We start from the raw sequence: 13,327 nt of genomic DNA on the forward strand, positions 1-13,327 counted from the left end.
GCAGGTCGGCAGGTCGGCAGAGAAAAGGGTAGCGCGCGGCGGAATGCAAATGCAAAAAGGCCGCTCTATTGAGCGGCCTTTTCAAATTTGGTCGGTGTGAGAGGATTCGAACCTCCGACCCCTTCGTCCCGAACGAAGTGCGCTACCAAGCTGCGCTACACACCGATGTCTGCGGGACGGGAATTTACCGAAAGCCCCGACCCGACACAAGCCTTTTTTGCATTTGGCAGGAAAAAAAGTGCCATTCGCTCAACTATTCAGCACTCCTTTCACCCGTTTACCGGGATGCAGCCAGCTGGTGACATTCCGGCAACCCGCAGTCAGGCCAAGCGCAGGGATGCTGGCCCCAGCAGACGGCGCTGCCAGTCAGCCACAGTGCCATGCTCCAGCCAGTCGGCTGCATGCTGGCGCCAGTTGGGCGAGAGAGCCGGATTTTCCAGCAACAGCAGCAGGTCGGTCTCGTTACGTACCTGATTGAACAGGATATCCGCCGTGCGCTTCACCGTCAGCTCGGGATAGGGCCTGTCTACCAGTTCCATGGTCGCATCGGGCGCGATCATCCCCTCCTCCAGCACCCGCAGCAGCCAGCCACAACGGCCACCCAGCTGCATCACCTGCGACATCTGGCCATAGCCAAAACGCTGGTTGAGCTTGAAGCAGGGGGATCTCGGCTGGCTGATCTGGATCAGCGCCTCACCGAGCCGATAGACATCGCCAATGCAGGCTTTCGCCTCGGCCAGCCCGATACCGGAGAGATTCTCGCCAAAAGCTGCAGGCTGCCAGGGGGTGCGTGGTGCTGGAAGACCCAGCGCGGTTTGCCAGGTCTGCCACCAGAGGTAGTGGTCGGCCGGATAGTAGTGGAGCGCCCGATCCGGGCCAGCGTGGTGGCGCTGGTCAGACTGTTCATCCCCTTCCAGACCGGCAAAGGTACAGCGAACTGGTGCAGAGATCGGTTGCTTGTGAATGGCGCTGATGAGGCCGGGCACCAGCTCGGTGCCACGACCGCTAAAAAGGGAGATCCGCATACTCATCCTCCAGATTGACGAGAGTAGGCGGATCTTAGCATGCCGTCAGACGACGGCCTGCATCTGGGTGGTCATGGCGATCTCGGCACGACGGCGCTTCTCCGCCCTGGCCATCAGATACCAGCTACCGAAGGTAAAGAGCGATACCGACAACAGGATCAGGCTGGCCACCGCGTTGATCTCTGGTTTCACCCCGAGTCGCACCGCCGAGAAGACCTCCATCGGCAGGGTAGTGGAGCCTGGGCCGGAGACGAAACTCGCAAGCACCAGATCATCCAGCGACAGCGCGAACGACATCATGCCGCCTGCCGCCAGCGAAGGGGCGATCATCGGGATGGTGATCAGGAAGAACACCTTCCACGGCTTGGCGCCGAGATCCATCGCCGCCTCCTCGATGGAGAGATCCAGCTCCCGCAACCGCGCTGACACCACGATCGCCACGTAGGCAGTACAGAAGGTGGTGTGCGCGATCCAGATGGTCAGCATGCCCCGCTCGGCGGGCCATCCCACCAGTTGGGCCATCGCCACGAACAGCAGCAGCAGCGACAGACCGGTGATCACCTCGGGCATCACCAGCGGCGCCGTCACCATGCCGCCGAACAGGGTTCGACCACGAAAGTGGGGAATTCGGGTCAGCACGAAGGCCGCCACCGTTCCCAGCGCCACTGCGGCGATCGCGGTGTAGAAGGCGATCTCCAGCGAGCGGAACACAGACCCGATCAGCTGCTTGTTGTCGAGCAGGCCGAAGTACCACTTGAGCGACCAGCCACCCCACACCGTCACCAGCTTGGAGGCGTTGAAGGAGTAGATCACCATGATGACCATGGGCAGGTAGATAAACAGCAACCCCAGCCAGAGCATCAGTTTGGCAAAACCGAAACGTCTCATCATGCCTTGTCCTCCAGCGCTCTGAACTGGTTACGGTTGCAGCGGCTGGATACGGGATTGAACAACGCTGTTTTCATCATGCTTTACCCTCCAGCTCTTTGGCCTGGTTACGGTTGAAGAGGATGATCGGAATGATCAGCACCGCCAGCATCACCACCGCAAGCGCAGAGGCGACTGGCCAGTCGCGGTTGTTGAAGAACTCCTGCCACAGCACCTTACCGATCATCAGGGTCTCAGGGCCACCCAGCATTTCCGGAATAACGAACTCCCCCACTACCGGAATAAACACCAGCATGCAGCCAGCGATAATGCCGTTCTTGGAGAGCGGCACCGTGATCCGCCAGAAGCGGGTCAGGTTGCGGGCACCGAGATCGGAGGCCGCCTCCAGCAGGCTCTGGTCATGCTTGACCAGATTGGCGTAGAGCGGCAGCACCATAAACGGCAGGTAGGAGTAAACGATACCGATATAGACCGCCAGGTTGGTGTTGAGGATCTGTAGCGGCTCGTCGATCACCCCTATCCCCAGCAAGACGCTGTTGAGCAGGCCGTTGTTGCTGAGGATCCCCATCCACGCATAGACCCGGATCAGAATGGCGGTCCAGGTCGGCATCATGATCAGCAGCAGCAGCACGGTCTGGGTCTCCTTGTTGGCCCGCGCGATGGAGTAGGCCATCGGATAGCCAATCAGCAAACAGAGCAGGGTGCTGATGAAGGCCATCTTGAGGGATCCCAGATAGGCCGCGATATAGAGCTCATCCTCCTGCAGCAGCAGGTAGTTGCCCATGTTGAGCAGGATGGTGAGCTGATTGTCGGCCCAGCTCACCACATCGGTGTAGGGCGGGATCGCCACATCCGCTTCCGCGAAGCTGATCTTCACCACGATGACGAAGGGCAGCAGGAAGAAGAGGAACAGCCAGAAGAAGGGGATGCCGATCACCAGCCGGCGCCCCCCGACCCGCTTCAGTCGTTGCAAGAACTTCATGATTGCAGCACCACGCCGCTGTCATCTTCCCAGTAGAGGAACACCTGGTCATCCCAGGTTGGCCGCTTGCCGTGGCGTTCGGCATTGGCGATGAAAGCCTGAACGATTTTGCCCGAGGGCAGCTGGATGTGATAAACCGAGTGACCGCCCAGATAGGCGATGTCATAGACCTCACCCTTGGTCCAGTTGAAGTCCGGGTGCTCGATCTCCTCCGGCTTTTGCAGGCTCATCAGCAATTTTTCCGGCCGCAGGGCGTAGGTCACCTTCTTGTTCTCGGCGCGGGAGCTGATGCCGTGGCCCACATAGATGGGCTGCTCCAGATCGGCACAGGCGATGGTGGCGTGGTCCTGCTCATCCTCCACCAGCAGGCCGTCGAACAAGTTGACGTTGCCGATGAACTCGCACACCAGCCGACTGGCCGGGGTCTCGTAGATATCCATCGGGCTGCCGATCTGCTCGATGCAGCCGAGGTGCATGATGGCGATCCGCTCCGCCATGGTCATGGCCTCTTCCTGATCGTGAGTCACCATGACGCAAGTCACCCCGACCCGCTCGATGATCTCCACCAGCTCCAGCTGCATCTTGGAGCGCAGCTTCTTGTCCAGCGCCCCCATGGGTTCATCGAGCAGCAACAACTTGGGACGCTTGGCCAGCGAACGGGCCAGCGCTACCCGCTGGCGTTGACCACCGGAGAGCTGATGCGGCTTGCGACGGGCATACTGGGTCATCTGTACCAGCTTGAGCATCTCCTCCACCCGGGCATCGACCTCCGCCTTGGGCAGGCCATCCTGTTTGAGGCCAAAGGCGATGTTCTGCGCCACCGTCATATGTGGGAACAGGGCGTAGGACTGGAACATCATGTTGATGGGGCGCTCGTAAGGCGGCATGTCGGTGATGTCGACCCCGTCGAGGAACAGCCGCCCCTCGGTCGGACGCTCGAAACCGGCCAGCATCCGCAGCAGGGTCGACTTGCCGGAGCCGGAACCACCGAGCAGGGCGAAAATCTCGCCCTTGTGGATATTGAGAGATACGTTATCGACCGCCAGCGTTTCGTCGAACTGCTTGCTTACCCGATCAATCTTCACCAGCACTTCTTTGCGCTGCTGACTGCCCTCGAGGGCTTTCTTGTAGGCACTGGAGGCTATCGCCATTACCAAACTCCCCAACGTGATACCGACCTCACGGCCGATCCATAAAAGCGATTTGGCGCCCCCGAACGGGCACCAAGGTTAGGTTCCGGACTTGATCTTGGTCCAACTCCGGGTGATTAGACGCTGTACCGAGCGGGGATGTGCTTCCTGCACATAGAGCCGCTCAAGCACGGCCTGAGGGGGATAAACCTCCTCGTTGTTGCGCACCGCCTCATCCATAAATTCGCCCGCCCTGGCATTGGGATTCGCGTAGCCCACATAGTCGCTCACCTTGGCGATCACTTCGGGCTGCAGGACGTAGTTGATGAGGGCGTGCGCCTCTTTGACATTGGTGGCATCAGCCGGGATCGCCATCATGTCGAACCAGAGATTGCCCCCCTCTTTCGGAATGCTGTAGGCAATCTTCACCCCCTTGCCAGCTTCATCGGCGCGGGCGGCGGCCTGCAGGATGTCGCCGGAAAAACCGGTTGCCACGCAGATGTCACCATTGGCGAGATCGCCGATGTATTTGGAGGAGTGAAAGTAGGCCACATAGGGCCGCACCTTGAGCAGCAGCGCCTCGGCCTGTTTGATATCCCCCGTCGCATGACTGTTGGGATCGAGTCCGAGGTAGTTGAGGGCAGCAGGGATCATCTCGTCGGCAGAGTCGAGGAAGGCGACACCGCAGCGCGAGAGTTTCGCCATGTTTTCCGGTTCGAAGATGGTGGCCCAGGAGTCAATCTTGTCGACCCCCAGCACCGCCTTGATTTTGTCGACGTTGTAGCCGATGCCGTTGGTCCCCCACAGATAGGGCACCGCGTACTGATGACCCGGATCCACCTTGTCGAGCTGCTTGAGCAGCACGGGATCCAGGTTGGCCATATTGGGCAGCAGGGATTTGTCCAGCTTCTGGAACGCTCCCGCCTTGATCTGCTTGGCCAGGAAATTATTGGAGGGCACCACCAAATCGTAACCGGTTCGCCCCGTCAGCAACTTGCCCTCCAGGGTTTCGTTGGAGTCAAACACGTCATAGACGGTCTTGATCCCGGTCGCCTGCTGGAAATCGCTGAGGGTGGTCTCGCCGATATAGTCAGACCAGTTGTAAAAGTGCAGCACAGGGGCAGCCTGGGCCACATTCGCCAATCCCATGGTCAGCGCTATGGTTAGCAATTTGGTTGTCTTCACGGTGTCAGTTCTCCTGTTGCAGTGGTTGACCGTCTGCGCATCCATTCGCGCGGCCCATCCGGATGGATGGCATCACTACCCTCCCGGCCGAACTGCGGACCGGGAGGGGCATTCGTTACTTACTTGCCGGACTTGATCCTGGTCCAGCTGCGAGTCATCACCCGCTGCACCTTGGCCGGCAGATCCGGGAAGGTGTAGATCTTCTGCAGGGTTGCCGCATCGGGGTAGATACCCGGATCGGTGCGGATCGCCTCATCCACCAGCGGGGTCGCCGCCTTGTTGCCGTTCGGGAACTGCACCACGTTGGTAATATTGGCGATCACCTCGGGCTTCATCAGGTAGTTGATGAAGGTGTGGGCGGCCTCGACGTTCTTGGCATCCGCCGGAATGGCGATCATGTCAAAGAAGCTGCCCGCCCCCTCTTTCGGAATGGTGTAGGTCAGCGCCACGCCATTGTTGGCTTCGGCTGCCCGCGCCTTGGACTGCTGCAAGTCACCGGAGTAACCAACCGCGACGCAAAGGTTGCCGTTGGCCAGATCCGAGATGTACTTGGAGGAGTGGAAATAGGCGGTATAGGGGCGAATGGAGAGGAACAACTCCTCCGCCTTCTTCAGTTCGGCCGGTTTCTGGCTATCCGGTTTGAAGCCCAGATATTGCAAGGCAGCCGGCAGCATTTCGGTCGGTGAATCGAGGAAGGAGACGCCACACTCTTTCAGCTTGGCCATGTTCTCCGGCTTGAACACCAGATCCCATGAGTTGACCGGGGCATCGGCACCCAGCACCGCCTTCACCTTCTCGGCGTTGTAGGCATAACCGATGGTGCCCCACAGATAGGGGATGGAATACTGGTTACCCGGATCGCTCGGCTCGAGCGCCTTGAGCAGGCCGGGATCCATATTTTGCCAGTTGGAGAGCTTGGACTTGTCCAGTTTCTGGAACACGCCCGCCTTGATCTGTTTGGCCAGGAAGGGGTTGGATGGCACCACGATGTCGTAGCCCGAGCTACCCGCCAGCAATTTGGCTTCCAGCACCTCGTTGCTGTCGAATACGTCATATACCACCTTGATGCCCGTCTCTTTCTGGAAGTTATCCAGGGTATCCGGCGCGATATAGTCGCTCCAGTTGTAGACGTGCAGCACCTTCTCTTCAGCCATTGCTCCGGCACTTGCCATGACCAGAGCCACAGAGGCAGCGATCACTCCTGTTTTGAAAGACATCATCCTTGTCTCCTAAGCAAATTGTATGCGCATGCCAACCTGCCCGACCCACCTCAACCTTTCAGCTTTTCGGCTGTCAGATCCAGACTGCGCCTGGCCAGATCGACCAATTCATCAACCTGTTCCTCGGTGATCACCAAGGGGGGCGATATGATCATGGTATCGCCTACCGCCCTCATCACCAAGCCATTGTTAAAGCAGAACTCCCGACAGGTCATCCCCGCATTTGCGTGGGCCGGGAAACGCCGGTTGGTCTGCTTGTCCTGCACGATTTCCAGCGCGGCCACCAGCCCGCGGCCACGGGTTTCCCCCACCAGCGGATGATCGGCCAGCTCGGCCCAGCGGCGCTGCAAATAGGGGCCGATGGTATCATGCACTCGCTTAACTATGCTCTCTTTCTGCATAAGCTGGATATTGGCCACCGCCACGGCGCAGGAGACCGGATGGCCCGAGTAGGTGAAGCCGTGGTTGAACTCGCCCCCCTCCTCCACCAGCCCCTTGGCGACCCGGTCGCTCACCATGACGGCGCCGAGCGGCAAATAGCCGGAGGTAATCCCCTTGGCCAGACACATCAGGTCCGGCTTGATGCCAAACCCTTCGCTGGCAAACCAGTGGCCGGTACGGCCAAAGCCGCAGATCACCTCGTCGGCGATCAGCAGAATGCCGTAGTGATCGCAGATGCGCTGGATCTCCGGCCAGTAGCTGTCAGGCGGAATGATGACGCCCCCCGCCCCCTGGATCGGCTCGCCGATAAAGGCGGCCACCTTGTCCACCCCCAGCTCCAGAATCTTCTGCTCCAGCTGACGGGCCCGCTCCAACCCGAACTCATGGGCGCTCATCCCCTGCCCCTCACCGAAGTGATAGGGCTGGTCGATGTGCACTATGCCGGGAATGGGCAGGCCACCCTGGGCATGCATCCCCTTCATGCCGCCCAGACTCGCCCCCGCCACGGTAGAGCCGTGATAGGCGTTGTGACGGCTGATGATCACCTGTTTATCAGGCTGCCCCTTGCTGGCCCAGTAGTGGCGCACCATCCGCAGCACAGTGTCGTTGCACTCGGAGCCGGAGCCGGTAAAGAAGACGTGGTTGAGGTGAGACGGCGTGACTTCGGCCAGCAGGGTCGCCAGCTCGATCACCGGCGGGTGAGCTGTCTGGAAGAACAGGTTGTAGTAGGGCAACTGTTGCATCTGACGGGTGGCGGCATCCACCAGCTCTTGTCGGCCATAGCCCATATTGACGCACCACAGGCCCGCCATGCCGTCGAGAATGCGCTTGCCGTCGGAATCTTCCAGATAGACGCCACTGGCTTTGGTAATGATGCGCGAGCCCTTCTTGTTCAGGGCCTGAAAGTCGGTAAAGGGGTGCAGGTGGTGGCTGGCATCCAGCTGTTGCCACTCACGGGTTGTCTGCTGCATTTGTTGCTCCTCGATTCCTTCGATTTAGCAGGATTATTTTGTCAATTCATCAGGCAGGCTGGCATGCTCGCAGCCACAGCCACTCACAGGTGGCTGCCGCCACCTGACGCGCGTTCCGGTGTCTTCGATACAGGGACCGGAGAGGCCAACTCTGGCCTCCCCGTTACAGAGGGATCAGACGTTCAGCAGCAGGAACTCCCGCTCCCAGCGACTGATCACCCCGAAGTAGGTCTCGTACTCTTTGCGTTTGACCGCCACGAAGGCGCGGGTGAAGCGCTCGCCCAACATCTCCTTGATGGGCTCGCACTGTTCGAGATGGCTCAGTGCCTCCTCCAGCGAGCGGGGCAGGCTGTAGGGTAGGTCATAGGCGCTCGACTTCATCTCCTGCATGGGCTCCAGCTTCTCCATCATGCCGAGATAGCCACAGGCCAAGGTGGCGGCCAGCGCCAGATAGGGGTTGGCATCGGCACCGGCGAAGCGGTTCTCTACCCGGCGCGCACTCGGGTCGGAGAAGGGCACCCGCAACCCGCAGGTGCGGTTCTCTACGCCCCACTGGACGTTGCGCGGCGCGCTCTCGCCAAAGGTGAGGCGGCGGTAGGAGTTGACGTTGGGGGCCAGCAGGGCCGTCACCGCCGGGGTGTATTTCTGCAGACCGGCGATGAAGTGCATGAACTGTTCGCTGTTGCCGCCGCTCGCGGTACCGAACAGGTTGTGGCCGTTCACATCTTCCAGACTCTGGTGGATATGCATGGCGGAGCCGGGTTCGTCGCTCATCGGCTTGGCCATAAAGGTGGCGTAGATGCCGTGCTTGTGGGCTGCCTCACGCATGGTGCGCTTGAACAGAAACACCTGATCCGCCAGATCGATGGCATCCCCGTGCAGGAAGTTAATCTCCATCTGGGCGGCACCCGATTCGTGGATCAGGGTATCGACCTCCAGCTCCTGCGCCTCGCAGTAGTCATACATGTCTTCGAAGATGGGGTCGAATTCGTTGACCGCATCGATACTGAACGACTGGCGGGCGGTCTCCGGGCGGCCGTTGCGACCCACCGGCGGCACCAGCGGATAGTCGGGGTCTTCGTTGCGTTTGACCAGATAGAATTCCAGCTCGGGGGCGACCACCGGCTTCCAGCCCTGCTTCTCGTAAAATGACAGAACCCGACGCAGCACGGAGCGCGGCGCGATGTCGATCAGCTTGCCGTTGATGTCAAAACAGTCGTGGATAACCTGCGCGGTTGGCTCCAGCGCCCAGGGGACGAAACGGATGGTGTTGGGGTCGGGATAGAGCTGCATGTCCCGCTCCAGCGGGTCGATCATGCTGTCGTCATCCGGATATTCACCGGTCACCGTCTGGGTGAAAATCACCTCGGGCAGACGCATGCCCCCTTCGCGCAAAAACTTGTTGGCTGGGATGATCTTGCCCCGGGCGTTGCCGGTGAAATCCGGGAACAGACACTCCACTTCCGTGATGCGATTGCTCTCCATCCAGCCTTTGATACTGTCCATGTTAAACCCCGACTTTACGGTTGCCATTGGCAAGGGTGTCTAATATATGGAACACCCTTGTTATAAAATTGTAATCAACATCACCATAAAAGCCCGCCATCAAGGGCAATGTCAAGCGGGTGTGTTTAAAAAACTATAAATAACGGCGCATATAATGACCAGGTCGGCACCAAATACTAAACACTCAAATCCGGACTCCGCCCGCCGATCCCGCCCTTGCAGAGCATTGCAAAGCCGATGCCAACAGAGGGGGCCGCGGGTGCCGGAACCCGACCGATCCCCCGTCGGAACGGGCCATTTTTTTGCAAAGGCGCACAATCCTTACCCTATTTGCTTTGCTTGGCTGCATTTTTTTGGTACAAGGCCCGCCCTGATTTGCACTCTCTTGCATGAAACAGGTGCAAATCGGGATACAAGGGCTTGGTCTGTAGGCAGACAGCCCCCATAAACAGGGATAATTGGGTTAGTAAACTGACTGGTAGTTAATCGTATGTGTGATTTCATGACTGAAGACCAACTGGCCTTTTACAAGGGGCAGATCGAGCGACAGATCGTCGAGCTCGAAGAGCGCCTGAACTCCCAGGCCAGCCAGGCCATCGCCACCGACACCAACGAGATGGCTGATGAAATTGACCGTGCCAGTATCGAGGAAGCCCGCCGTCTGGAGCTGAACCGCATCGAGCACGACAAACTGCACCTTCGCAAGCTGCGGGGCGCATTGAAGCGCATCAGCGAAGGGGATTTTGGTTACTGCGAATCTTGCGGTGACGAGATCTCCATAAAGCGGCTGCATGCCCGTCCAGAATCCCGTTTCTGCGTCGAATGCCAGAGCACCAAGGAATTTAACGATACCCATGTGTTCCGTCGCGTCGCCTGATTCTTCGAAGAACCGTCACCATTCTGGTGCAACAGGCGGCCAGCAAGGCAGAGCCCAACGCTCAAACCTTGCACACCGCCTCGCAACAAGATGGTGACAAGTTCTGTTAGACTCCGGACACGTTCCGGAATCTACAGGAGAACAGAGAGTGAAATGGCTCATCAAGCTGTGTTTGTGCCTGCCGCTGCTGGCACAAGCACAGGTTCTGACGGTCAAGGTCCCCAGCCGTCCCGTCAACAATCTTGACCAGGAGTACCAGTACAAGCTGCTGGAACTGGCTCTGACCCGCTCCGGGCAACCCTTTCGCATCCAGCCTGTCGAACTCGACCTCAACCAGTTCACCCTCCAGCAGCAGCTGAGCAAGGGCAAGACCATCAACGTCTTCTGGATGGGCACCTCCAGCGCACTCGAATCCTCCCTGATTGCCGTCCCCATTCCGCTGTTTCGCGGGCTGGAAGGGTTGCGGTTGTCGTTCATCCACGCGGACGCTCAGGAGAAGTTCAACCAGATCAATACCCTGGCCAACCTCAAACAGCTGAAGGCGGCGCAAGGGGTGGGGTGGGCCGACAACAAGATCCTGGAAAATGCAGGGATCCCGACCTTCTCCGGCCGATACAGCAGCCTGTTTCGCCTCATCAACGACGGCGACAAGATCGACTTCTTCCCCCGTGCCCTGGTGGAAATCTTCGCCGAGCGCAGTGAGCTGGTGGCGCAGTATCCCAACCTCGCCATCGAGCAGCATCTGCTGATCCGCTACCCCTTCGCCCAGTTCTTCTTCGTCAGCCCCGAATACCCCAAGCTGGCCAAGGCGCTTCAGACCGGGCTGGAGCGGGCCTATGCCGATGGCAGCTTCATGAAATTCTTCCATGACAACCCCAAGATCCGCGAAGCGCTGGCCAGCGCCAACCTCGATCAGCGGGTCACCATCGCCCTGCCCAATCCGGACATGACCCCGTTGCTAAAATCCATTCCGGCCCAATATTGGGATTATCCACCGCAGGGATAAGCATCCCGAGCGCCTGACCATGAGGGTCGGGCAGCGTGAGCACAGTGCGCCAGGGAGGTGCCATGAAGGGAATCCAGGAGTGGTTTGCGGAGTACGGCCAGAGCCATCGCCATCCGGTCAACGTTGCCATCCACAAGCTGGCGGTGCCGGGCATCTATCTCTGCTCGCTGGCGCTGCTCTGGTGTCTGCCACACGGCCCCTTGCCAGAGCCCCTCAACTGGGCGGCAGTGGCAGCCATTCCGGTGCTGCTGTTCTATCTGCAGCTGTCATTTTCGCTGTTCGCGGGGATGGCCGGGCTGACTGCGCTGGGACTGTGGCTCTGCCACCAGTGGCAGGGGCCGCTGTTGTGGCCCGCAGTGGCGGCGTTCGTGCTGCTCTGGATAGCCCAGTTTGTCGGCCACAAGATCGAGGGTAAGCGCCCCTCCTTCCTCGCCGACCTGCAATTTCTGCTGATAGGCCCCGCCTGGGTGCTTGCCAGCCTCTATCGTCGCTTGCGCCTTCCCTACTGAGGAGGGCCAACAGGAGAGACCATGACACATCGCCACACGAGCAATAACACCCTTCGCCGCGCCCTGCCCCTGCTGCTGGGGGCACTGTTTGCCGGCCCGGTGCTGGCCGACAAGGCCGACCCGGTCGGCGAGGTGAGCACCGCCTTCAAGCTGTTTGGCCCCAACCACAAGATCCTGGTCGAGGCGTTCGACGACCCGCGCATCGACGGCGTTGCTTGCTATCTGGCACGCCCCAAAACCGGTGGCGTCAAAGGCGGGCTGGGACTGGCGGAAGATCCCTCCCACGCCTCCCTGTCGTGCCACCAGATCGGCCCCATCACCCTGCCCGAGAAATTGAAGGCGGGGGAAGAGGTGTTCGACGTCAGCACCTCGCTGGTGTTCAAGGAACAAAAAGTGGTGCGTTTTTACGACAAGAAACGCAATGCGCTGGTTTACCTGACCTACAGCACCAAACTGGTGGATGGTTCGTACAAGAGTGCAGTCAGCGCCGTTCCCATTATGCCGTGGGGACAATAACCAGCCGGTTTGTCCGGTGATGGCCGACCCATTTTGTTGTAATTTGACGACACACATACTACGGAGCACACACCATGAAAGTCGCCGTATTCAGTACCAAGAGCTATGACAAAGAGCATTTCAACCAGGCCAACAGCCAGTACGGTTTCGACCTGGAGTTTTTCGATGTGCGGCTGGAGGCCAAAACGGCCCGACTGGCTCACGGCTTCCCGGTGGTGTGTCTGTTCGTCAATGACGATGCCGACCGCGAGGTATTGACCGAACTGGCTGCCAACGGCACCCGGGTGATCGCGCTGCGCTGCGCCGGTTACAACAACGTGGATCTGGCCGCCGCCAAAGAGCTGGGGCTGAAAGTAGTGCGGGTGCCTGCCTACTCCCCCGAGGCGACCGCCGAGCACGCCGTCGGCATGATGATGTGCCTCAACCGCCGCATCCATAAGGCTTATCAGCGCACCCGCGATGCCAACTTCTCGCTGGAAGGGCTGGTCGGCTTCAACATGTATGGCAAGACAGTCGGTGTCATCGGCACCGGCAAGATCGGTCTGGCCGCCCTGCGCATCCTCAAGGGTTTTGGGGTACGCCTGCTGGTGAACGATCCTTACCAGAATCCGGCAGCCATCGAGCTGGGGGCCGAGTACGTGGATCTCGACACCCTGTTCCGCCAATCCGACATCATCAGCCTGCACTGCCCGCTGTTCAAAGAGAACTACCACCTGCTGAACAAGGAGGCGTTCGCCAAGATGAAGGACGGGGTGATGATCATCAACACCAGCCGTGGCGGCCTGCTCGACTCCAACGCCGCCATTGAGGCGCTCAAGACCTCCCGCATCGGCGCACTGGGGCTGGATGTCTACGAAGAGGAAGAGGATCTCTTCTTCTCCGACAAGTCCAACGAAGTGATCACCGATGACGTGTTCCGCCGTCTGTCCGCCTGCCACAACGTGCTATTCACCGGCCATCAGGCGTTCCTGACCCGCGAGGCGCTGCACGCCATCGCCGATACCACCCTCGGCAATATCCGCGCCATCGAGAGCCAGGGCCGCTCCGACAACGAAGTGGAATAAGGGCTCG

General features: G+C 59.6%; 13 protein-coding genes and 1 tRNA gene. 5 read left to right on the forward strand and 9 right to left on the reverse strand.

Annotation, left to right across the window (positions count from 1 at the left end):
* Positions 1-88: 88 nt before the first annotated feature.
* The 9 genes from BN1115_RS06395 to BN1115_RS06435 all read right to left on the reverse strand — a co-directional run bounded on the left by BN1115_RS06395 (position 89) and on the right by BN1115_RS06435 (position 9,348).
* Positions 89-165, reverse strand: a tRNA-Pro gene (locus BN1115_RS06395).
* A gap of 155 nt (positions 166-320) precedes the next feature.
* Positions 321-1,025, reverse strand: coding sequence for an MOSC domain-containing protein (locus tag BN1115_RS06400; RefSeq protein WP_042656530.1), 705 nt, complete (start codon positions 1,023-1,025; stop codon positions 321-323).
* Positions 1,026-1,070: 45 nt separating this feature from the next.
* Positions 1,071-1,916 carry an ABC transporter permease subunit gene (locus tag BN1115_RS06405; protein WP_374759803.1) on the reverse strand — a complete coding sequence of 282 codons (846 nt, stop codon included), beginning with the start codon at positions 1,914-1,916 and terminating at the stop codon, positions 1,071-1,073.
* 73 nt (positions 1,917-1,989) lie between these two features.
* Positions 1,990-2,895, reverse strand: coding sequence for an ABC transporter permease subunit (locus BN1115_RS06410; protein ID WP_042059538.1), 906 nt, complete (start codon positions 2,893-2,895; stop codon positions 1,990-1,992).
* The gene (gene potA, locus BN1115_RS06415) at positions 2,892-4,046 is read right to left on the reverse strand and encodes a polyamine ABC transporter ATP-binding protein (RefSeq protein ID WP_024945572.1); all 1,155 of its coding nucleotides are present in this window, start codon (positions 4,044-4,046) and stop codon (positions 2,892-2,894) included. Before potA ends, BN1115_RS06410 begins: the two co-directional genes overlap by 4 nt.
* 78 nt (positions 4,047-4,124) lie before the next feature.
* Entirely contained in the window at positions 4,125-5,210 is a 1,086-nt protein-coding gene (locus BN1115_RS06420) for a polyamine ABC transporter substrate-binding protein (RefSeq protein ID WP_042656531.1), read from the reverse strand.
* Positions 5,211-5,329: 119 nt separating this feature from the next.
* Entirely contained in the window at positions 5,330-6,427 is a 1,098-nt protein-coding gene (locus BN1115_RS06425; protein ID WP_082034808.1) for a polyamine ABC transporter substrate-binding protein, read from the reverse strand.
* 53 nt (positions 6,428-6,480) lie between these two features.
* Positions 6,481-7,842, reverse strand: coding sequence for an aspartate aminotransferase family protein (locus BN1115_RS06430; RefSeq protein WP_042656533.1), 1,362 nt, complete (start codon positions 7,840-7,842; stop codon positions 6,481-6,483).
* 174 nt (positions 7,843-8,016) lie between these two features.
* Complete coding sequence (locus tag BN1115_RS06435) at positions 8,017-9,348, reverse strand: glutamine synthetase family protein (protein ID WP_042656534.1); 1,332 nt, start codon at positions 9,346-9,348, stop codon at positions 8,017-8,019.
* 490 nt (positions 9,349-9,838) lie between these two features.
* Between BN1115_RS06435 and BN1115_RS06440 the strand changes: the two genes are divergently transcribed.
* The 5 genes from BN1115_RS06440 (at position 9,839) to BN1115_RS06460 (ending at position 13,320) form a co-directional block, all read left to right on the forward strand.
* Positions 9,839-10,225, forward strand: coding sequence for a TraR/DksA family transcriptional regulator (locus BN1115_RS06440; protein ID WP_042059525.1), 387 nt, complete (start codon positions 9,839-9,841; stop codon positions 10,223-10,225).
* Positions 10,226-10,373: 148 nt separating this feature from the next.
* Complete coding sequence (locus BN1115_RS06445; protein WP_042656535.1) at positions 10,374-11,231, forward strand: hypothetical protein; 858 nt, start codon at positions 10,374-10,376, stop codon at positions 11,229-11,231.
* A 62-nt stretch (positions 11,232-11,293) separates the two neighbouring features.
* Complete coding sequence (locus tag BN1115_RS06450) at positions 11,294-11,740, forward strand: Mpo1 family 2-hydroxy fatty acid dioxygenase (protein ID WP_042656536.1); 447 nt, start codon at positions 11,294-11,296, stop codon at positions 11,738-11,740.
* Positions 11,741-11,761: 21 nt separating this feature from the next.
* Positions 11,762-12,256 carry a CreA family protein gene (locus BN1115_RS06455; protein WP_042656537.1) on the forward strand — a complete coding sequence of 165 codons (495 nt, stop codon included), beginning with the start codon at positions 11,762-11,764 and terminating at the stop codon, positions 12,254-12,256.
* A gap of 74 nt (positions 12,257-12,330) precedes the next feature.
* A complete protein-coding gene (locus tag BN1115_RS06460; RefSeq protein WP_042656538.1) occupies positions 12,331-13,320 on the forward strand; it encodes a 2-hydroxyacid dehydrogenase in 990 nt (329 codons plus the stop codon).
* Positions 13,321-13,327: the final 7 nt, after the last annotated feature.

This window comes from Aeromonas allosaccharophila (genome assembly GCF_000819685.1).
Taxonomy (GTDB): domain Bacteria; phylum Pseudomonadota; class Gammaproteobacteria; order Enterobacterales; family Aeromonadaceae; genus Aeromonas; species Aeromonas allosaccharophila.

Coding starts and splice junctions, on each gene's coding strand:
- BN1115_RS06430 (WP_042656533.1), bottom strand. CDS start 7,842: ATGCAGCAGACAACCCGTGAGTGGCAACAGCTGGATGCCAGCCACCAC.
- BN1115_RS06460 (WP_042656538.1), top strand. CDS start 12,331: ATGAAAGTCGCCGTATTCAGTACCAAGAGCTATGACAAAGAGCATTTC.
- BN1115_RS06435 (WP_042656534.1), bottom strand. CDS start 9,348: ATGGACAGTATCAAAGGCTGGATGGAGAGCAATCGCATCACGGAAGTG.
- BN1115_RS06425 (WP_082034808.1), bottom strand. CDS start 6,427: ATGTCTTTCAAAACAGGAGTGATCGCTGCCTCTGTGGCTCTGGTCATG.
- BN1115_RS06455 (WP_042656537.1), top strand. CDS start 11,762: ATGACACATCGCCACACGAGCAATAACACCCTTCGCCGCGCCCTGCCC.
- BN1115_RS06450 (WP_042656536.1), top strand. CDS start 11,294: ATGAAGGGAATCCAGGAGTGGTTTGCGGAGTACGGCCAGAGCCATCGC.
- BN1115_RS06400 (WP_042656530.1), bottom strand. CDS start 1,025: ATGCGGATCTCCCTTTTTAGCGGTCGTGGCACCGAGCTGGTGCCCGGC.
- potA (WP_024945572.1), bottom strand. CDS start 4,046: ATGGCGATAGCCTCCAGTGCCTACAAGAAAGCCCTCGAGGGCAGTCAG.
- BN1115_RS06440 (WP_042059525.1), top strand. CDS start 9,839: ATGTGTGATTTCATGACTGAAGACCAACTGGCCTTTTACAAGGGGCAG.
- BN1115_RS06405 (WP_374759803.1), bottom strand. CDS start 1,916: ATGATGAGACGTTTCGGTTTTGCCAAACTGATGCTCTGGCTGGGGTTG.
- BN1115_RS06410 (WP_042059538.1), bottom strand. CDS start 2,895: ATGAAGTTCTTGCAACGACTGAAGCGGGTCGGGGGGCGCCGGCTGGTG.